This window comes from Roseomonas sp. CAU 1739, assembly GCF_039839775.1.
Classification (GTDB): domain Bacteria; phylum Pseudomonadota; class Alphaproteobacteria; order Acetobacterales; family Acetobacteraceae; genus Neoroseomonas.
In genome coordinates this window covers 1-19,284 of record NZ_JBDOQQ010000013.1, presented here as the reverse complement: position 1 = coordinate 19,284, position 19,284 = coordinate 1, and the positions used below count along the sequence as shown (strand labels likewise).

At 67.4% G+C, this 19,284-nt stretch carries 17 protein-coding genes, 1 pseudogene and 1 CRISPR repeat array; of the genes and pseudogenes, 2 read left to right on the top strand and 16 right to left on the bottom strand.

From position 1 onward, the window contains the following. The first annotated feature begins 3 nt into the window (after nt 1–3). Entirely contained in the window at nt 4–525 is a 522-nt protein-coding gene (locus AAFN86_RS19595) for a hypothetical protein (protein ID WP_347545237.1), read from the top strand. Nucleotides 526–536: 11 nt separating this feature from the next. Here the strand turns inward: AAFN86_RS19595 and AAFN86_RS19590 are convergent, their stop codons facing one another. From AAFN86_RS19590 to AAFN86_RS19515, 16 genes and pseudogenes are all read right to left on the bottom strand, one after another. Further along, the gene (locus AAFN86_RS19590; RefSeq protein ID WP_347545236.1) at nt 537–1,058 is read right to left on the bottom strand and encodes a GIY-YIG nuclease family protein; all 522 of its coding nucleotides are present in this window, start codon (nt 1,056–1,058) and stop codon (nt 537–539) included. Nucleotides 1,059–1,088: 30 nt separating this feature from the next. Further along, on the bottom strand, nt 1,089–1,646 hold the full coding sequence (locus AAFN86_RS19585; RefSeq protein ID WP_347545235.1) for an HNH endonuclease signature motif containing protein: 558 nt from the start codon (nt 1,644–1,646) through the stop codon (nt 1,089–1,091). Nucleotides 1,647–1,654: 8 nt separating this feature from the next. Then, the gene (locus AAFN86_RS19580; RefSeq protein WP_347545234.1) at nt 1,655–3,550 is read right to left on the bottom strand and encodes a helicase C-terminal domain-containing protein; all 1,896 of its coding nucleotides are present in this window, start codon (nt 3,548–3,550) and stop codon (nt 1,655–1,657) included. 344 nt (nt 3,551–3,894) lie between these two features. After that, nucleotides 3,895–4,653: direct repeats of the CRISPR family, unit length 36 nt; unit sequence CCTGAAGTCCGCCCCCAAATCCGGGGCGGCTGCATC. 43 nt (nt 4,654–4,696) lie between these two features. Then, nucleotides 4,697–5,767 (bottom strand): RAMP superfamily CRISPR-associated protein, encoded by a 1,071-nt coding sequence (locus AAFN86_RS19575; protein ID WP_347545233.1) that lies wholly within the window; start codon nt 5,765–5,767, stop codon nt 4,697–4,699. Next, nucleotides 5,764–6,309, bottom strand: coding sequence for a type I-E CRISPR-associated protein Cas6/Cse3/CasE (locus AAFN86_RS19570; protein ID WP_408906618.1), 546 nt, complete (start codon nt 6,307–6,309; stop codon nt 5,764–5,766). The genes AAFN86_RS19575 and AAFN86_RS19570 overlap by 4 nt, the downstream gene beginning before the upstream one ends. Before the next feature lie 38 nt (nt 6,310–6,347). After that, nucleotides 6,348–6,983, bottom strand: coding sequence for a hypothetical protein (locus AAFN86_RS19565; protein WP_347545231.1), 636 nt, complete (start codon nt 6,981–6,983; stop codon nt 6,348–6,350). Then, a complete protein-coding gene (locus AAFN86_RS19560; RefSeq protein WP_347545230.1) occupies nt 6,980–7,660 on the bottom strand; it encodes a hypothetical protein in 681 nt (226 codons plus the stop codon). Before AAFN86_RS19560 ends, AAFN86_RS19565 begins: the two co-directional genes overlap by 4 nt. Before the next feature lie 536 nt (nt 7,661–8,196). Further along, nucleotides 8,197–8,889 carry a recombinase family protein gene (locus tag AAFN86_RS19555; RefSeq protein WP_347545229.1) on the bottom strand — a complete coding sequence of 231 codons (693 nt, stop codon included), beginning with the start codon at nt 8,887–8,889 and terminating at the stop codon, nt 8,197–8,199. Nucleotides 8,890–9,398: 509 nt separating this feature from the next. Further along, on the bottom strand, nt 9,399–9,716 hold the full coding sequence (locus AAFN86_RS19550) for a hypothetical protein (RefSeq protein ID WP_347545228.1): 318 nt from the start codon (nt 9,714–9,716) through the stop codon (nt 9,399–9,401). Further along, nucleotides 9,692–10,537 (bottom strand): hypothetical protein, encoded by an 846-nt coding sequence (locus AAFN86_RS19545; protein ID WP_347545227.1) that lies wholly within the window; start codon nt 10,535–10,537, stop codon nt 9,692–9,694. The genes AAFN86_RS19550 and AAFN86_RS19545 overlap by 25 nt, the downstream gene beginning before the upstream one ends. A 587-nt stretch (nt 10,538–11,124) precedes the next feature. Next, the gene (locus tag AAFN86_RS19540) at nt 11,125–13,923 is read right to left on the bottom strand and encodes a hypothetical protein (RefSeq protein WP_347545226.1); all 2,799 of its coding nucleotides are present in this window, start codon (nt 13,921–13,923) and stop codon (nt 11,125–11,127) included. Between the two features lie 84 nt (nt 13,924–14,007). Beyond that, nucleotides 14,008–14,454 (bottom strand): hypothetical protein, encoded by a 447-nt coding sequence (locus AAFN86_RS19535; RefSeq protein WP_347545225.1) that lies wholly within the window; start codon nt 14,452–14,454, stop codon nt 14,008–14,010. Nucleotides 14,455–14,512: 58 nt separating this feature from the next. Further along, nucleotides 14,513–14,755 (bottom strand): helix-turn-helix domain-containing protein, encoded by a 243-nt coding sequence (locus tag AAFN86_RS19530; protein WP_347545224.1) that lies wholly within the window; start codon nt 14,753–14,755, stop codon nt 14,513–14,515. Between the two features lie 279 nt (nt 14,756–15,034). After that, nucleotides 15,035–16,273 (bottom strand): integrase arm-type DNA-binding domain-containing protein, encoded by a 1,239-nt coding sequence (locus AAFN86_RS19525; protein WP_347545223.1) that lies wholly within the window; start codon nt 16,271–16,273, stop codon nt 15,035–15,037. A 1,098-nt stretch (nt 16,274–17,371) separates the two neighbouring features. Next, nucleotides 17,372–18,609, bottom strand: a protein-coding gene (locus AAFN86_RS19520; RefSeq protein ID WP_347545222.1) for an IS3 family transposase whose coding sequence is annotated in 2 segments (ribosomal slippage) — nt 17,372–18,273 and nt 18,273–18,609 — 1,239 coding nt in all. Because the reading frame shifts where the segments join, the coding sequence is not laid out codon by codon here. Nucleotides 18,610–18,631: 22 nt separating this feature from the next. After that, a pseudogene (locus AAFN86_RS19515) lies at nt 18,632–19,003 on the bottom strand (SOS response-associated peptidase family protein); the annotation flags it as partial. Nucleotides 19,004–19,044: 41 nt separating this feature from the next. Here AAFN86_RS19515 and AAFN86_RS29605 point away from each other — a divergent pair. Continuing rightward, on the top strand, nt 19,045–19,284 hold a 240-nt coding region (locus AAFN86_RS29605; RefSeq protein WP_408906614.1), incomplete at its 3' end, for a helix-turn-helix domain-containing protein.

Sequence of the window (19,284 nt, the reverse complement as noted above, 5' to 3'; positions counted from 1 at the left end):
CGCATGGCCGAATGGTTCGAGGACTACAGCATGCGAAGCGAGCTCGACTTTCGATCCGACGCCTTGGCGGAGCTGCACCGGCCGCGCAGCCTGTCGGCCGCCGCGACACCGTCTGATCAGGCGGCGACCATCCACACCGAACACATGGACAAGCCGGCGCGCCTCGACAGCGTCGAGGAACTGCAGGCCGCCAAGGCGCAGCTGCGCAGCCGCCGCGCCCAGACCAGCGGCTACGCCCGCGCCGACCGGATCGCAGCGGAGATCGGGCGCGTCCAGGCCGCGCTGAAGGCACTGCAGGGCAAGCCCGACCCGGGGAGAGGAGAGGGGGCCGGGCGGCGGCGGAAAGCCGCTGGCGGTGCCTTCAGGGGCACAGGAATTGGTGGAGGAGTACGAGACGCTGGCCGCGCTACTGGGCACCAGCAGCACCGCCGTCTCCCATCGACGCCCAACGCAAACTCATCGTGTTTGGGACGCGAGGTGCCGCAGGGCGAACCGCTCGGCGACGCCCGGCGAGCTTCGTCCTGAAGGCTGGGCATTTAACGCCGCTTCTTAGCGCGCATCTCTGCGTCAAGTTCCCGGCGCATGGCCAGAGCCCGCGTCACGACATCCGTCTGACTGGTTACGGGACGAGGCACCCCCGGGCGCTCGCGCTTCATCTCATCGTGCATCGCCTGCGCGCGCCGCACAGCATCCATACCCGTGGCGTATTGACCAAGGCCTCCCCTCGGCCCGGCGAGCGCTCTTGTGGCCTCCAGGATACATTCCCGCGCAATATCGATAGAGCAGCTAAACCACTCAGTCCGTACGCGCCGACCGCCGGCGGAACCCTTCTGTCGATAGCTGGAAAGGCGGGAGTGGACTTCCTTTTCAACAGCACGTGCGTCGGGCACGAAAAGTTCGAAGATTACCACTGTCTTTCCGGGCATCGCGACGCCGCCAAATCCATGAATATCGGTAGCCCGCAGTACAGGGCTTTTCGTGGTGAAGCCAATCTTCAGGACACCGCGCATCCTGCTGTTTTGAATTATGTAAACATATCCCTCAGGTTTGATGCTCAAGTCTCTCCAACCTTCTCCCCGCCGTGCATACTAATCGTTCGTTCCGCGCCTTGGTTTACGCCGTGGCCAAATCATTTGGGCTCCGTCCAGCGCGGCGTAGTTGCCCACTGAGACCCGGACACTGCCACCTTCGATCCGAAGCAGCCCCGCATCCATCAAGCGATGCAGGTCGAGCCGCAAGAGGATGCCGTCCACTGCTCGGTTATCGCCCGCGCGCCAGGATGATCCCGGCAAGTGCGCAGCCTCCAGTACCTCGCGCACCGTCTCGCCCGTAATCGCGCAGCGCCATCCCCACGCCTCGCCCACGCGGCGCCGGAATGCAGCCTGCTCGCGGCGCCTGACGACTTCTCCGCGACTGACGGCGACAGCAGTCACCATGTCCTCGCGCAGCACGCGGAAGCCCTGGCCAGCGCTGAACATCTGCGCGTCGGCCAGTTCCAGCGTGTCAGGCGCAACCATGCGGATGATGGCATGCCCAAGTGCCTGCCCGTCTGTGTCGGTGAAGGTGCAACGCGTCCCGTCCAAGCGTTCAGCACCTGCCAGATGGAACTGGGTCGCATCCGGGTCATCGAGCCGAAGGAAGATCACCTGCGGCCTCAGGTAGCGACAATCGCAGCGGGCTGGAACACCTTTGCCCGGTCGTACGCGCTGCGCCCAGAAGGCCGCCGGAACCGAAGCGGGATGGACTTTGCAAACTCCTCCCACCCCGTCGCAGCGCCTTGTGTGATGCCCCGCCGCACGTCAGCGACCATGCCGGCTGGAAGTGGAAAGCGAGGATCCGCGATCCACACATCGCAGTGATGGTCAGGCTGGCGCACGCCTCGCCCCATGCCCTGTGTCATGCGACGCATGGCGTCGCCGCGCGCCTCAGCGGCCAGGATATTCCTGGCGTCGACGGCGGACATGCCGCGCCGTTCCAGCAAGCGGGACAGCAGTTCCTGTCTTAGCGCGTCCGGGCGGCCCAAGGGCAGGCGCACGATCACGACGTTCTCGATGCCATCCTTCAGGTCCAGACCGGCCCACGCGCCGGGCGTGACCAGTACCGCGCCCGGTTCCGCTTCAAGCCGGGCTGTCAGCGGCGAAAGCCGCTCCCCACGCCGATGGAAAATCACGCCTTTATCAAGGCGCTGCGCGAGTTCCTCCACATCCGCGAAGCTCGCGCACAACACTAGGGTTCGCCCATTCCGCGCCGCCTGTCGCACCATATCCGCCGCGACGTCGAAGAAACGCGGGTCGGGTTCCCGGTCATTCTTGAAAGGCGGCGGGATATCGCGCGCGGCCAGATGGAACCTGACCGTGCCAAACTGCAAAGGGCTGATGGTGGTAGAGGCCACGTCGAAGAAGCCCAGACGTCGGCACGCGCGTCGCACTTCGTCGAGTTCTTCGTCGTGACGACCGAGCGTGGCCGACATCAGGACCACCTGGCGGTCCTTCAGCCTGTGGCCAAGCCACCCCGCCGCATCGACTGCGGCCACTGCCAGAGTGGGTCCCGCATCCTCGATGAGTGCGGCCCCGACGCGGCGCGAGTGCTGGTCCTCTACATCGCCGTCGCGTTCGGTCGGCGGTAGTCCACGACGCCCAAAGTCCCGCAGCTCCTCGGCCATGTCGTCGAGTGCCTCCGCCAGCTCAGGGGCGGTGTCGCGTGATGCGCGGGCCTGCGCGCTCAGCTGCTGCGCGAGGCCAATTACCAACTTCGACATCGGCTGATCGCACCAGACGATGCGGTCGTTCGCGCGTGCGCGGAGCGCGTCGATCAGCGGCGCGGTTCCGGCATTCACCTGTTCGGCCAGGACGGCGATGTCGTCGAGCGGCAGGCGCGTCTCGACGGCGCCCGCTGCGACGCTGGGCAGTGTGTCGGCTTCGTCGAAGATGATTAGGTCGGCCGTCAGCCGTCCGAAGCGCGCCTGCAGCAAGGTCAGTGCATGGGTCTGCACCACGATCCCCGCACCTTCCGCCACGTGCTTCTGGGCCTCGTAGTCGGCCTGTTCCTCATCCGGGCAAGCGGCGGTCAAGCAGACGAGGCGGGGCGCGACTGGGAGATCGCCCCGTTCGCGCGTGAAGGCTGCCAACAGGCCGCCGGCCCTTGCCAGGTCGTCGAGAAGCCCCAGCGTCTCCTTGGCCTCGCCACGAGCTTCCAGGGCATGCCGCAAGCGGTTGGTACGGCTCGGCGAGACGTAGTCAGAGCGACCCCGGCGCTCCGCAACGGCGGGAATGTCGGGCAGGGCACCGCGCGCCTTCCGCATGGTCTCAATCACTTGCTCGCGCTGGAAGATCGTGTGGGTCGACCAGACGACACGTCGCCCAGCCGCGGCGGCGGCGAGGGCCGGATGCGTCACCGCCCAAGTCTTCCCGATGCCAGTCCCGGCCTGCACTGCGACGGTGACGGGCGTGCCGGGCTTGAGGGCGTCGCTCACCATGCTGGAGAGGGCCGTCTGGAATGCTCGTTCTTCAAGGTTCAAAGCACGCGAAAGCGCGCCGAAGTCAGGGATCATGCGGTGCGAACTCCCAGGCCCATGCGTCAGTCTCGCACGGGCCTGGGTTCATGTCGCAAGTGGGCGGCGCCGCTTGCAGTGCCGCCTGTGTAATCCGCCCCCAACACGGGGGCGGCTTCATTCGATCCATGTTGTCTTCCAGAACGTCGTACCTAAAGTCCGCCCCCAATTGCGGGGCGGCTGCGTCGTCCGCATGATGTAGGCGAGGGCATAGTACCTGAGGTCCGCCCTCAAATTCGGGGCGGCTTCACCGAGGCCGACGGGATCCGGTCGTCGGATCCCTGAAGTCCGCCCCCATATCGGGGCGGCCACCTGCGCCACGGTCGATGAATGGACCGAGCAGAACCTGAAGTCCGCCCCCAAATCCGGGGCGGCTGCATCATCACGCCGCTTGAGGTTAGCGGGATGTACCTGAAGTCCGCCCCCAAATCTGGGGCGGCTGCACCCGCTGGATGCCGGCATCGGTCACCCCGTACCTGAAGTCCGCCCCCAAATCCGGGGCGGCTGCACCCTGGACGGTTGGTATGGCCTGACCAACACCCTGAAGTCCGCCCCCAAATCCGGGGCGGCTGCATCCATCCCGCTCGCGCGCCAGCCGGGCGTTGTCCTGAAGTCCGCCCCCAAATCCGGGGCGGCTGCATCGTTCCGCCGGATCTGCTCCGGCTGCATGCCCCTGAAGTCCGCCCCCAAATCCGGGGCGGCTGCATCGTTCCTCCGTTGCACACGTCGCGGGCGGGTCCTGAAGTCCGCCCCCAAATCCGGGGCGGCTGCATCAACTTCATGCCGGAGGACTACGCCAAGACCCCGAAGTCCGCCCCCACATCTGGGGCGGCTGCACCCACGCGGCCCTGCACGTTCGGCGCGACGAACCTGAAGTCCGCCCCCAAATCCGGGGCAGCTGCATCGACGCTGGGCGAATTCATCATCGCCGACACCCTGAAGTCCGCCCCCAAATGCGGGGCGGCTGCATACTCCCTCGCGCTGGTCGGACTGGCTGCATACCTGAAGTCCGCCCCCAAATTCGAGGCGGCTGCATCGGAAGGCATGTGCCCGTGCGCCGCGGTGCTCCTGAAGTCCGCCCCCAAATTCGGGGCGGCTGCATCCGCTCATAGTCCAACACTTTGAAATGGTGGGAGAAAGGCCATCTCAAGCACCACGGAAATCGTAGCCCAACGCCTCCTCCTTGAAATTCAGTGCACGATCCATCGCCCGCTTCAGCAGCCCGTCCTCGCTCTCCACCGAGAGCCCGGCGAATGGTTCGATCAGCGCCGATCCGGCCTTGCGCTCGCTGCCCCCTTCGACAACACGCAACTCCCAACTTCCCATCACCTCGCCACAGCCATGCGCCGTGTGGCCACCGATCAGGGGTCGCTGCGCGAAGAGGTGCAACGCAAGCAGAAGCAGCGCCACCTCCGTCTCCGTCGCATCCAACAGCCGCGTGCGCTGAGCCATGACGGTGCCTTCGGGGATGACATCGTAACCGTCCAGCAGTTGCTGGATGTTCACGGCACCGCCAGCGGACTTGAAGCCCACCGCGGCTTTCTCCGCTAGCGCCTTCGCCTCCTGTTCCAGCGCGTCCACGTCATCCTTCGCGCGCCCCTCGCGCTTCGCAACGACAGCCCTACGCTTGACGATTTCGCTCTGATCTTCGTCGCGATTAGCTTGCGTGCGCAGCGCGTTGAGCTGCGTGAATTGGCCGAACAGGTCCTTGTCGAGCAATCCGATCACCGCTGGATTGCGGACGAAGGGATCGGCGCGTACCGACCTTCCCGTGGGAACTGAAGCCACCGGATCAAGCGGCGTCAGGTCGCCCACCATCAGGCGTCCCGCGACGCGCGACACCATCGAGCCGAACAAGGAGACGATGGGATTGCGTTCGCGCAGTTGGCGGATGCCCGCCAAATCCACCAGGCGCTCATCGGCCCCCTCCGCCTTTCGGTCCTTTACGCCGCCCAGCGCCGTGTCGATGTAGTTCTCCGGCGTGAACACGCGCCCGTCCTGCTCGTGCTGGAGGCGCATCACCTCGCTGGTCAGCAGATGGCGCAGGCGACCCCGGAGGCTGGAGGGCGGGACGTAGACCGTTTCCACCATCTCGCCGTTCCGCAGCAGCCGCTTGCGCGGCGCGCCTGCCGGAGTTCGCCGGTCTTCGCTGCCGGGCAGGATGATGGCGATGGGCGAAACGGCGGTGATGGTGCCGTCGAGCAGCAGCGTAATCATGCGTGTTCCGTCCGGGGTGAGGGGGCGAAGGTTTCAAGCAGGCCGAAGCCGAAGGCGCCTCGCTGGCCGACGCCGCCCGCGAGGGCGGCGGTGAAAGCCTCAGCGTTCTCGACCTGGAGCGACCCGGCAAATTGGGTCTCGTCGATCCAGAAGCCTCGCCCCTTGCGGATGAAGCAGCGGCCCACGTCAATCTGCACCGCCTCGATGCTGAAGCCGTGTTCGGCCCCGCGGCGGTCGAGCCATCCCCGGCGCGGTGCGATGTCTTCGCGCACCCAGGAGCGCCGCTTGCCGGTGTTGCGATCCTTCTGGGTGATGTTCGCGCAGAGGCGGAACCCGAACCGTGCACCCAGCGCAGGGGCAAGGATCGGGAGGCCCGAATTGCCATCGGCATGCTCAGGCGGAAGGCGAACGCGCGCGGCGCGCGTGCCCTCTACTCGCCCGAGCGTCCAGAGGAAGCCAACCTCGCCGCGGCGACCCCATCGCGCGTCCAGCGCGGCGTGGACCCCGTAGCGGTCAGCGTCGGGGGCTATTTGAAGCAGCACGTCACGGGCGATGACGCGGGGTGTGTTAGCGTTTCCGGTCATGCGTCAGTGGCCGCGAGGTCGAAGGTCAGGCCGGTCGCGCGCCGAAGGCGATAGGCTACATCCAGCACCTGCTCGCGGGCGATCTCGTGTTTCTTGCCCATCTTGTCGGCCTCGGCATGCAGGGTTGGGGCTTTGGCCAAGTCCGCGAGGGCATCCGCACAGAGCGACGCCATCCTGCGCCAATCTCGCGGCGTACCCGGCAGAGCGCGCAGTTCCGCGACATCTTCCATCGCTGCGGTCTCCTCCGGCCCTGCAACGCCGTTGATCACCACCTCATCCGGCGTGCTGCATGCCCAGGCGCGAATGTCGAGCGCCCCCTTGGCAAACAGCACCGCTAGCAGTGGCGGGCCATGCGCGCGGATGTCTTCGATGACGGCAAGCCGCGCTTTGGATGGCGGCCGCAGCTGCAGCGCGACAGGGGTGCTGATCGGGTGGCAGTCGGTGAGTGCCAGGATGGTCGCCTCGCGCACGACAAGGCCGCCCGTGTTGAACTGCGTGAGTGACGTGCCGTCGGCTTTTCGATGCCGCTGACCGAGCGCTGCCATCGCGTAGGCGAGGTGTTGGCCCGCCACCATTCCGGTCGGCATCCACAGGGGCGCGACGCGGGTGGCGAGCAGTTCCGCAGCGGTCACAGGCCGAACTCGCGGTCGAGTGTTTCGAACTCGATGCGCCAGTCACGCGGGCCGACGCAAGGTTCGCGGGGGGCCGACCACCGCGGTAGTCGTGCGACGAGATATCGCACGGGCGCGGGTGGCAGGTTCATCGACTGCCATACTGGCAGAGGAACGGCGCGCGTTGGCTTACCATCACGGTTGGCGAACCCGGCGTGCGGGTGGTCAAGCTGCGTGATGCGGAACGCCTCTACAGCGCCATGTCCGCCGGATCGCTTCGCCCCGATATGCGTGATGCCCCGCAGCAGGCGTTCGACTTGACCGGCGTCGCCCGTTCCGAAGGCGACGACCAAAGGGACACTGATGGCGCGACGATGGTCGAGGAGGTTCTTGCGCTCGTCGCGCAGGGTGATCTGCGTCATTCGCTTCCCCCGACGGTCATGCAGCGCGAGGTCATGCTGCATCGCGGTTGGCCGCAGCGAACGCACGAAGGGCAACGAGAACTCCAGGCCCGGTCCGACCGCTAAGAGATCCGATCCGGCGAAGATGCCATCGACGGATTTAAGGGGAACTTTTGGGAGTGGGTCGTCGTCGCCCAAGTCATAGATACGTCTGGCCAGTAGCCCGGCGAGATTGATGCCGTGGTCCATCACGATTGGCTCGGCAAGGTCGAACTCGACGGCGAAAGGTTGATCCAAGAAACGTTTCCGCACCCGACTTAAAAGCTGATTTCATGATGTAGCATTTCGCCGGCTTTGGCGAGATGTAGACTTCCGACGGTAGCAGCTTTGCCGTCAGCATTTCGGCGAGGATGGGCTGGGCGTCCTTTACTGAAGATCCTATCCCGTGAAACATCGGCGATTGCGCCTCACACAGTAGACGCCCCGCGGCGTGAACGTCGGCCACGGCCCGGTAGGCACGCGACAACGCACCGCCAAAAATTGCAGGCGGCGACAGGCATGAAGACACATGGGGATGGGGGGTGTTGCAGGGGGTACACCCCCGGCCGCTCCACCTGCCTGGGGTCGAGGGGGCACGGGGGGGGGCAGCGCGGGGCGGGTCGGTGACGGCGGTCGTTCCGAGAAACGCAGCCACGCGCCAGGATGCCGCACGCCGCCCCTCGTGTGGCGCTGCACGGAGGTTCGGCGGTTGGCTGCTGGATAGCCCCGGCCTGGGAAAGCGACCTCTGTGAGGCCCCAGCAGATATGGCGACCGCTGGTCGCCCGGGTGATGACTAGCCAAGGGGAACTCGGACGAGAGAGCGGCGCAGGGTGGTGACGTGCCACGCGCCGCCCCGTGCGGTTGTTACACCGCGCCGGGTTAGTTCTTCCACTACGCCCGCCAGCGTGGTGACACCAGATCGCCGGATCGCCTCGACGTGCGGCAGCACGACCTCCGCCGCGTGCCGGTCGGCCGCCAACCGCTGCGTCTCGCGCCCCTTCGCCGCGGCCTCCGGCAACGTCGCGAGGTTGCCCAGACGCATTCCTTCGGCCTTCTTCCGGGCGAGGGCGTCGCGGGTCCGCTCACTGATCATCTCCCGCTCTTTCTCCGCCAGCGCAGCGTAGAGGTGCAACATGAACGGATCGGCGTCGGCGCCCAGCGTGGCGACGATGAACGGGACGCGTTGCGTCATCAGGTTCGAGATGAACGCGACGTTGCGGCTGAGACGGTCGAGCTTCGCCACCAGCACGGGCGCCTTCGCCTTCCTGGCCGCCGCCAGGGCGGCGCGTAGGCGGGGGCGGCGCTCCAGCGCATCCTGGCCCTTGCCGGTTTCGACTTCGGTGAAGGTCGCCGCGACCTCGAAGCCTTCGGCCGCGGCGAAGCGTTGGATGGCGTCGCGCTGCGCGTCGAGGCCAAGGCCGGAACGGCCCTGACGCTCGGTCGAGACGCGGATATAGGCGACGGCTGGGCGCGGCGCGATGTCCATACACAACTGTGTAGCGACCTTCACTGTTGTGCTCAAGGCCCTATGCGGCCAGCACCCGCTCAGCCGCCGCGATGGGCACCGCTTTGAGATCAAGGCCGAGACGCAGCAGCGAGCGCTGCACCTGATGCCCGTTCCACCGCCCGCCGTGCGCCGTGGGAACACCGCGATCAGCCAGGGCGCGGGGCGATGCCGCCCAGGGTGACGCCGCCGCCGATCAGGTCGAGCAGGATCGGCCGAAGCGCCTCGGCCCGCTTCCGCGCGAGCGCCTTCTGCCGCTGGCCCTGCTCCGCGAGGTGCAGGCGGAGGCGTCTCGCCGCCTGCGGGCGCGGCCGTTCTGACGCAGGACAAAGGTCGAAGCCGACGGCGTCGCCGTCGAGCCCTGCCTCGGCACGTCGTACGGCGAGCCCGCGTGTGGCGTGTTCGGCGCAGACACGGCCCGGCGCTGCCCGGCGCCTCGCAGCAACGGGTCCGGCGGCGCGGTCCTGCGGCCCAACTGCAACGGATCATGGTCAGGCCAACGGATTGTCAGTCTGATACGACAGCCACTGCGCCATCAGGCGGCGCAGATGTGGCTCGCCGTGCAGCCTGCCGTCAGCGGTGAAGCCGACGCAGGCGAGCAGCCGCGCCGCCTGCCGCAGCGGGCGGTCGCCGCGGCCCAGGCGGCGCATCATCCCGGCCGCCGCCTGCTCGATGGCGTGCCCTGGACCGACGAGATGCTGCAAGGTCAGCAGCCGTGACGGGTAGTCGCGCGGCGCGGTCACCGCCTCGATGCGAAGGCGTTCGATGTCGGGTTGAGGCCGCGTCAGTCGAGGGGATTTTCGGTACATGCCGATCCTTCCTGCGTCTTGGGGCCGATGTCGGCATGCGCTTCGGCGGTGGCGACGATGGCCGCATCGTCGTCGGCATCAGCCAGCAGGCGGTACTCAGGCCGCCCATCGGCGCCACGCATGGAGGCGAGCACGACAAAGCCATCCGAACCGATGTCCGCGTCGGTCAGATCAAGTCCGACGAGCCGCGCATCCTCAGCGCTAAGGGACGATAGGCGGCGCCCATCCTGCTCATGCTCGCGCGCCTGGACGAGCAGATGAACGCGCAGTTGCTGCAACTCGCGCCGGGGGAGCCTGTCGAGGAATGTTTGCTGCACCAGTTCGACGCGCTGCGTGGCTAATCCTGCGATGCGCCCGACTTCAGCTACGGCGGCGATGGTCGCCCGTCTGTCGTTTGTGGCGAGGCCCTGGAGGCTGATCGCCCCAAGCACCGCAAGCGACCATGCCCGCAGCTCCGCCTGGCTGGCCATGCCGAAGTCTATGGCCGGGACGCAGGTCGTCGGCTGTTCCAGTTCGATAGCGTGCGCGATGTCCTGTGCAGCGGGGGATACGGGGATGTCATCGGCTCGGCGCGCGGTGGACGACAGCGGGGCCGAGATACTGGTCTGGCGCAGCTTGGGGCGGAACGCCGGGACAATCTTGGTGGCGGATGGCGGTGGCAGCACCGTCTCGCCGCGCAGTTCCTTGAGGCGAAATTGGATGTACGGGCGCTTGGCGATTTCTGATCCTTTGTGGCGGCCTGTGGTCGTCGCGTACCCCGCCTGCACTACGGCGTGTTCGGCCGGCAGCCCGCGGAAAAGGCCTTCGGCCACGGCGTCCATGCGCGGGTCGTAACGGGGCATAGCGGCTCCGGCAGCTGGAAAGGTCGCGGTAACATATTACCACATTTCTCTGACCACCACGCCGACCACTTCGTCGACAACCATCGCGCTCGGGGGGATCGATAGTGTTATGGCGATAGTCGCCTTTTCGCCCCACCTGCTTGGGCACAAGCCGCTCGAACTTCGATCTCGGCGAACAGGCCCTCCAGCCCCCGGATGGGCATCCGTGGACGCCTACGCACGGCTTCGGCCCGTTTTGGCCGCCGGTGGCGACGGCTGTCGCGGAGGACCGGATCGACGCCCACTTGACGGCCAAAATCGCAGTTTCCTGCGGGTTTAAGGCCAGGGCGTCGGACGTCGGCGGGAGGTCATACACACACACACATGACACCACCGGGAAATGATCCTGTCAGGCCGCACGGTGGCAGGGGGTGGAAATCTCACTGACACTCATTCCCCCCCCCCTTCTCCTCTATACTTTGTAAGGCTTTGCGTCAGATCTGGCCGTCGATCTCGGCGTCGAATAGCGTCGAGCTTTTCCGACGCCGAGATCGGCGCCAAAGCCGCACTGCCCGGCCACACGCCGCTCAGCCGTCGCCGCGGGCCAGGCGGTAGCGGGAAACGGCCTTGCCGCGCACCGGCACCCGGCCCTCCTCGATGGTGCCCGCCTCCAGCAAAGTGCCCAGGGCCTCGGTCCATTCCCGCATGGTGCCGCCGCCGCGCCGCATGAGGTCACGGCGGGACATCCATCCGCGCGCCGCCACCTGCCTGTTCCTGTCACGCTGCCGCTGCTCGACCAGAATACGCTCGGCCTGCCGCATGCACTTCTCGGGGCCGCTGCGCATGCGGTCGGGGTTCTCGTGGGCATCGACGACCAGTCCGGTCGCGCTTGCGATGCACCAGCGCACCAGCCGCCATGCCAGCGCGAAGTCGACCACCGTCACGACTGGTGCCTCGACCCCGGCGGCGACGACATGGCGGGGCTCGACCAACCCCATCCCTTCCTCGCTGTGCTCCACCCGGGCCATGACAGGCACCGGGTCGACGCGGGCCAGCGCCAACAACCCGGCCACCTTCAGCGTCAATTCCTCTGCTCGTCCCGCCACGTCGCGGGCGATGCGCTGGCGCCGCTCGGGCAGCCGGGCGATGCGTGCACGCAGCTCCTTGACCAGCACTGCGTCGTCGAGGGCCTCCATCACGCCTCGCTCGATGCCAATCACGCGCAGCCCTTCGTCCTGACCCGCTGCGCGCACGACATGCGCCCATAGAATTACGGCGTCCGGCGGCGCGCCCGGCGCGCGCCAACCCCGGCGACGCAGGGCCGGATCTGCGTCGCCGTGTTCGCGGAACACCAGCAGCCTGTTGGTGGTGCCGCGGCCCGTCTGGGCAGCGGCCGTTCCATCCAGCGCCATGTCGTAGCCTTCAGGTGTCGTCATCCACAGCGCGGCCAGATATGGCTCCCGGATCCGCCGCGGTAGCGGGGCTGGCCCCCGCGCGCGCCGGTCGCGCGCGAGCGGGCGTTCCTGAAAAAAGCTCGTCGCCGATGTGAAGAGATCGAGCACGGTTTCGCCCAAGTTTTGCATGTGCTGACCGACGCGCCGGTCGCCGCACATGCCGCGCAACACCTCGCCAGCTTCCGTGTGCAGCCAGAACAGCTCGCCGCCGGTCTGCGGCGCGCTGAGAAGGTCTAGCAGCCCGGCTGTGCTGCCGGCGGCGCCGCGGAGAAGCATGTCCCGCGCCATAACGTCGACGACCTTCGCGGCGGCACGGGACGATGCGTCCTTGCCTCGCCCGCTGCTCGCGACACCCAGCACCACCAGGTTCAGGCGGCCCTGGTCGGCGTAGTCGAGGCGCCAGCCACGCCCGGCCGCCGCGCTCAGTACCGAGATGACAGTGCCGATTAGCAAGGCCGGTGCGGGTTCGCGCTGATGCGCGTCGCAATAGTCGAGCAGCGCCGCGACAACGGGATACGCGCGCAGCCCGTCGAGCAGCCCGTCGGGTACACCTTCGTCCTCCTCCTCCTCCTCCTCCGCCGCGGCATCCTCTCCGTCGTCACCATCGCCGGGCGCCGGATGCGGTTCCGCATCCTCGCCCGGCTCGGCGGGGAGGTCCGCGAAATCGAACTCGGCCGGGGTGCCCATGAAGTACGAGATGCCGGTGCCGGCGTCGTAGACGAAGGCGCGCTCGCCTGTGAGCTTGAGAAGGAAGGCAGCCTCGCTGCTGGAGGCGCGGAACGGCGCCTCGCAGCGCAGCTTGTCCCCTTCCTTCATCTCCGAGAGCCACTCGCGCGCCGTCTTTTCCCGGCCGCGATGCTCGATGATCGTATCCGGCGTCAGGGCGCCCGACACCGCGACGCGGAGGCGCCCGCCGCCCGGGCTGTAGCTGATGTCGTGCCCGGTGCGCCGCTTGTACTCGTCCATTTCATCCTGGCCGGGCAGCGAAACACCGGAGATGTCAAGCGGCCCGGCGCCCTCGTTCACGATGGTGACGTCCGCATCGGCTACCTTGCAGCCGTCGATCCGCACGTCGGGCCGGGAGCAGAAGGCGAGGCGCCCGTGCTGCCATGTTGCGAGGTCAAGCACTGTGCGAGGCTCGTGGCCGATGATCCCACCCGTCTCTCTGGACCGGCGCGGCGAGAGGAAGGAAAGGTTTGCGTTCACCATCCGCACGCGCACGCCCTCGCGCAGCGTCTCGACCATGTCGGGGTCGCTGACGCGGATCCAGGCATGCGTGCGCGGGCCGGGCGCACCGCCTGTCCGCACGACGCGCGATGTCGATCCGCGCAGCTCGACGCGCTCGCATGCCGAGATGCCCGGCACGATCTTCTCCAGCATCGCGAGACGCGCCGGGAGGTCGAGCACGGCCCACGCCTCGGGGATACCTTCCGGGTTGTCCGCATCGAGCAGCAGCGGCTCGGTCGCCTCGATGCCGCGCGCCCGTCGCTCCTCCCTGGGGTCGTGCTTCAGCCGCGCCGCGACGCGCTCGCCGTTGATCACCTGCACCCCGGCCGGCACGTCCCTGAGCTGGACCTTCAGCTCCTTCGCCAAACCCTTCGCGGTCGCGATGCGGAAAGGCTGGCCGTCGGTGTCGTTGAAGTGCCCGCTGCACACGGCGAGATCGCCTGCCTTGGTCAGCACCTCCAGCAGGCTCTGCATCGCCGCCGCGTCGGGCACAGTGAGCGGAAAGCCGATGCCTTCGAAGATCGTGGCGACCGCCTCCTTCCGCTCCTCGCCCGCCTTGTCACGGCTGTAGGTTTTGCCGACGAAGCCGGGGCTGATGGCGCGGATGACGGTGAGGTTGCCGTCGCCGTTGGCGCGGAAGGGCCGCAGGCGGGGGTCAAACCCGATAACCGGACCCGGAGCACCGGGCGGCGTGGTATTGTCCACGGGACGCTCCCTTGAGGGCGTTTGAATTGGGCTGCTCGGCTGCGTGGGGCCGCCTGTCGGCGGGCGGCCTTTTCTCGTTCATGGCTAGGTGGGCGCGTCGCGCTCCAAGCATTCGCGCACACGGCGCACCAACTCTGGCGGGTCGGCGACGTCAGGGAAGAGGCGCAGGATACCCGCCTCGGTCAGACCCTCGATCTCGATAAGCGGGCCGAGGAGGAAGGGGCGACGCGAACGCACGCCCGGCCGGATCTGCTCGACCACGATCACCACACGCCTCCCCGCTGCGCGGACGTCTGCCATGTCGCGCAGGAGAGCGGGCGGCGTGCTGGGGCTGAACTCGTCGGGCGCGGCATCGCGCACGCGGAAGCGGCGGCGCGGATGTTCCACGAACCACGCCCGGTCACCCTTCAGCCATGCCTCATCCTTGTCGCCCGGCGCGCGCGGCACTGAGAAGGTCGTGCCGTCTGGTAGCCGGATGGTGGCGGTGCGGCGGGCGTCAGCTGCGGCGGCGCGGCGCTGCTGCCTGTTCACGTCTGCTGGCCCCGCACGACCTGCACGCCCACGCGCGCGGCAGGCGCCAGGACGCCGCTCATGACATCGGATCCACGCTGGCCGCGCGCAGGCGGCTGCCATCCCACTCCTGCGTGAGCGGGGCTTTCGCCGGATCGCGAGACATCTTCGAGATCGCCGCTTCGATCTCGGCCCGGTGCCACCTGGGGGCGCGGCGCGTGGGATAGATGGGCTTTGGCAACTGCCCGCCCTGCGTCAGGCGCCAGACCGTGCTGGCGCCTACGCCGAGCATCGCCGCCACCTCCCTGCCGTTCAGGAGCATGACGTTCGGCGCGGGAACATCCCCGCGTGGGCGGCGCGGCGCGCGCGCCCGCTTCGCGTCGTGGGAGGTGGTGGTTGCTGGGGATTTCACTGTGGTCCTCCAGGGGTGGGGACCACGAACTATTCAACCAGAATGTCTACCGTCCACTACGATTTACTTTCGCATTACAGGCGGGAAGGAAGGAAATGGTGTTGAACGACACTAGGTTTGATCAAACGATACAAAAAAGGGTCAGCCACACACCTATTCTAACGAAATCTTAATGCGACGAGCGCCCCTTCACACCCGCTTCGGCAGTGGCACCACCTCGGCGCCTGCACCCGCCAGCCCCGTGACGTGCCCCTGCCACGTCGTCAGGGCTTGGGTGGCCTCGGCGGCGTAGTCGTGCCGGTCATAGGTGCGCACCAGGGCGCTACGGCCCGAGAGGTGGTTCAGCGCTGCCTCGGCGGCGGTGTCGGCCACGCCCAGGCGGCCCATGCCGGTGCGCGCCGTGCGGCGCAGGTCATGCAGCCGCCAGGCTGCCATGTCGGCGGGCAGGAGCTGGTTGAGCTGCGCCTTGATCTTGGAGAAGCCCGACATGCTGCCCGAGGCGTGGCGTCCCAGCAGATGGCCGGTCGCGTCCTCGCGCAGCACGGCATGGATCTCGGCCATGGCGAGGTTCGACAGGGGCACGGTCAGCGCTGTGCCGTTCTTCGACCTGGCGGCGGGGATCATCCATGTCGCGGCCGACAAGTCGATCTCCTCGGCCTGGATGCCCGCCACTTCTTCCCTGCGCGCGGCGGTGAGAATGAGCAACCGGACGAAGGCGCGCGGCTTCGCGGACAGCTTGCCTGCGGCCCGCCAGACGTCGCGCAACTCGTCGTCGGAGAGCGCGCGCTCGCGGGCCGCGCCCTGGGGCGCGATGCGCTGCGCGCCCTTCCTCGGCAGCAGCGGCGCGTCGATCCAGCCCGATGCCTCCGCGTCGTTCAGGAAGGACTGGATCCACCTGTAGGCGGTCGCGGCGCCGCCAGGATGCGTGCGCCGCTTCTCCTCCACCAGCCCCACCCAGTCGGCGCGCATGGTGCCACGCAAGGTTCGCTTGCCGAGTTTCGGCAGCACCAGGCGGCGCATGTGCCCTTCGGCTGTCTCGTAGGTGCTTGGGCGCCATGTGGGGGCGCGGGCGGCCAGCCATGCCTCGACGCAATCCTGCACAGTCGGCTCGGCCGCTGCGGCCTCCCTGGCTGCCGTTGCCTGCCGCTTCTCCTCCACCGGGTTCCGGCCGCCCTGGACGGCCGCCAGCGCGACCGTGGCGGCCTTGCGGGCGGCTGCCAGCCCGATGGTGGGATACCGGCCCAAGGTGACCCTCACGCGCTCCCCGTCGGGCTTCCTGGCGCGGATGGCCCAGGTGGCGGCGCCGCCCGAACGGATGCGCAGTTCCAGCCCGGCGTGGCCCGGATCGCGGACCAGGAGGTCGCCCTCCGCGGGCGGCTTGAGGCTGCGGAGATAGGCGTCGGTCAGCGGCTTCTTGGTCGGTGTCATGGTCGGCCCCGTGTGGGACCCGACAATTTCCGGGTCCCAACCGGGTCCCAAAATAGCCGCGACGCTGTGAAATCACCAGAGACGATAGGAACCCATGGGAACATTTAATAGCTTGTTATTACTGGTATAATGTCCCAGCAGGGCCAGTTGGTGCCTCGCGGAGCACGAAACTCATAATGCCGGGGTCGGCGGTTCAAGTCCGCCCGCCGCTACCATCGAAAGACCCGGGGGCAAGCCTGGGGCAAGTTGCCCCGAAACGCGGTCCCTCGCACCAACCCGCCCATCACTACCGCCGACCTACGGTGCCGATGCAGACGCGGGCCGCCCCCGGATCTGCGGCCGTTGTGTTTGGGCCGGAAGCTGCGTTGGTTTCCGACCACTGCTCTAGGATGTCGTAGTCGGCGCCCCGCAACCCTTTCCGCGCCGCCGCGAACTCGGACATTCTCGCGCCGGGCTCAAACGGCGCGGCTCTTCGGGCGCTGCTGTGTCTCCACGAGCGAACGACCATGAGCGGCAACACCGACCAGATCGACGGCGTATCCGAACGTGCGCAGGGCGCCGCGTAGGCAGCAGCGGATGCTACGAAGAGTGCCGTTTACGCGGCAGCGGTATGCGCCATTCGGACTGTCGAGCGAATTCAGCAGCGGCCGGTCCAAGCTCTGACCGTGGCCTTGTTCGCGGGCATCCAGACTGGCGTGTTCTTGGGGTGACAGCGCCTTTCCGCTTCCGCGACGAAGCGTGTCAGCCGGAGGCGCCGCCGCACTCAGGTCACTAAGTGCGGCGGCCACCTTTAGCAAAGCCGGGGGCACAAGACCTTGCTACGAACTTTATGCATCTAAAAAATAGCCACATAAAGTCTTAAAATACTATCAAAATACCAAAATTTGCTCTAATCGAAGCTGTGCGATGAAGAAAATTCTCCAACCTATTGATAACGCTTGAGTCTAGAGATCGCAAGAAAAGCATCTGTGCCTCGGTTTCGTCGGGAGGCGGCGCCGGGGGCCGGTTGCGCGTCCAGGTCAGCCATCCCTCTTCTCGCCCCGCGCTACAATCGTCAGCGAGCCATCCGGCAGAGGTCGCTGCATGGAGTTGCCCCCATCAAACCGGACAAGCGGCGTGGGTTGCTGACTGCGCAGCGATGAACTCACGGGGCGATCGCATGCGCAAGCCGCTGTGAGGGTGGATGGTGTTGTAGTCCTCGAACCATTCGGCCAGGCGCTGCAGGACGGAAATGGCGTCGGGCCTTGGGTTCACACGGACGTAGTCGCGCTTGAAGGTTTTCACGAAGGCCTCGCAGACGCCGTTGCTCTCGGGGCTGCGGACCGGCTTGAAGCAGGCGACGAGGTTCAGCGCGACGGCGAAGTCGGTGGTCTCGCCGGCGGTGTAGGCGGAACCGTTGTCGGCGAGCCACTGCACGGGATGCGGGGTGCGCAGGGCATCGAACCTGCGCTCGACGCAGTCGAGCATCATGTCGCGGATCATCTCGCCACTGATGCCGCCGCCGGAGGTGGCGACCCAGGCCATGACCTCGCGGTCGTGGGTGTCGATGGCGAAGGCGACGCGGACGACCTCGCCGTTCCAGCAGGGGATCTCGAAGCCATCCGAGGACCAGCGCTGGTTGGAAGCCGCGGCGATGACGGTGCCCTCGTGTGCGCGGATGGCGCGCCGGCCGGTGTGGGGCTGCAGCAGCAATGAAGCGTGGCGCATGAGGCGAAAGACACGCTTGTGATTGAGCGGCGGCTCGCCCGAGCTGCGCCTCGCACGGTTGAGCAGCGCCGTGACGCGGCGATAGCCGTAGGTTGGGCGCGCGTCGGTGATGACGCGGATCTCGGCCAGCACAGCATCATCCTCGGCGCGGCGATAGGGGCCACGCCGCGGCCGCTCAGGCTGGTGGAGGTGGTCGATCAGGTTGGACCTGGCGACGCCGATCGTGTCGGCCACGGCTTTCACCGGGAACCTGCCGGTGGCGGCGAGGGCAAGCGCCACGCGTGTTTTTTTGGGCGTGCCTGCTCGAGGGCCTCGCGCAGGATCTCGGTCTCCATGGTCTTGCGGCCGAGCATGCGTTCGAGTTCGCGGACGCGGTTCTCGAGTTCCCGGACGCGGCTGATGGGCACGACCTCCTCGTCGGCCCTGACCGCCTCCTGCCCACCCTCGGCCATGCGCCGCCTCCATTGGAACAGCAGGCTGGACGAGACGCCGTGCAGCCGGGCGACGGCGGAGACCGTCATGCCGGGCTGCATTGACTGTTCGACCAGCCGGACCTTTTCCTCGGCAGTGTAGCGCCGGCGGCGGTGGATGCCGGTGATGATCTCGACGCGCTCAATGGGCTTCGACATAGGCGTGCGCCTAGGCTTGAACCTAGGCCCTCCGGGCTATGCCGCCTGTCCGGTCGAATTGGGGGCCGCTCCACTGCAGCGCCTTCGCCTCCTCCCACGGCGCGGTCATCCATGTCTCGCGCTCATGCTCCTCCGTCAGGATCACCGGCATTGCCTTGGGGTGAAGCACGGCGACTTCGTCATTCGGCTCGCAGGTCAGGAAGGCGAACAAGTCGGCCGTCACCTCGCCCTCCTTCACCTTGCGCACGGACTTCCACTGCGGCGTCCAGACGCCGGCGAAGAAGGCGAGGGGTCGATCCTTCGACAAGGCGAATCATGCCGGCGGCTTCTTGCCATCAGGCTGCGGCTCGGGGTCGCTGAAGCTGGTTAAGGGCACCAGGCAGCGATGTTCCACGCCCGCCCGCGGCACCAGTGCCAGGACTAGATGTCATTGCTATGGAGGTTGTCCCTCCGGGGCTGAGTTGGTTGGCTGTGGTTGCGAGGCCGACACCCAGCAACTCGGAGCCCCGGATGGACAGCCATAAGAATGCCCGAACGACGCCGCATGGTCGAATGCTGATAGTGCGGCGGCTTTCGGAGGGTCAATCAGTGGCGGCCGTTGCGGCGGCGGTGGGCGTGACCGCCAAGACGGTGCGCAAATGGCGCGCCCGCTTCGCCGCCGAGGGTGAGGCAGGG

Bases quoted from the DNA above. Each gene is read 5' to 3' on its own strand.
- AAFN86_RS19550 (WP_347545228.1), bottom strand. From the start codon at position 9,716: ATGTACCGAAAATCCCCTCGACTGACGCGGCCTCAACCCGACATCGAA.
- AAFN86_RS19595 (WP_347545237.1), top strand. From the start codon at position 4: ATGGCCGAATGGTTCGAGGACTACAGCATGCGAAGCGAGCTCGACTTT.
- AAFN86_RS19530 (WP_347545224.1), bottom strand. From the start codon at position 14,755: ATGCTCCTGAACGGCAGGGAGGTGGCGGCGATGCTCGGCGTAGGCGCC.
- AAFN86_RS19545 (WP_347545227.1), bottom strand. From the start codon at position 10,537: ATGGACGCCGTGGCCGAAGGCCTTTTCCGCGGGCTGCCGGCCGAACAC.
- AAFN86_RS19555 (WP_347545229.1), bottom strand. From the start codon at position 8,889: ATGGACATCGCGCCGCGCCCAGCCGTCGCCTATATCCGCGTCTCGACC.
- AAFN86_RS19525 (WP_347545223.1), bottom strand. From the start codon at position 16,273: ATGACACCGACCAAGAAGCCGCTGACCGACGCCTATCTCCGCAGCCTC.
- AAFN86_RS19575 (WP_347545233.1), bottom strand. From the start codon at position 5,767: ATGATTACGCTGCTGCTCGACGGCACCATCACCGCCGTTTCGCCCATC.
- AAFN86_RS19580 (WP_347545234.1), bottom strand. From the start codon at position 3,550: ATGATCCCTGACTTCGGCGCGCTTTCGCGTGCTTTGAACCTTGAAGAA.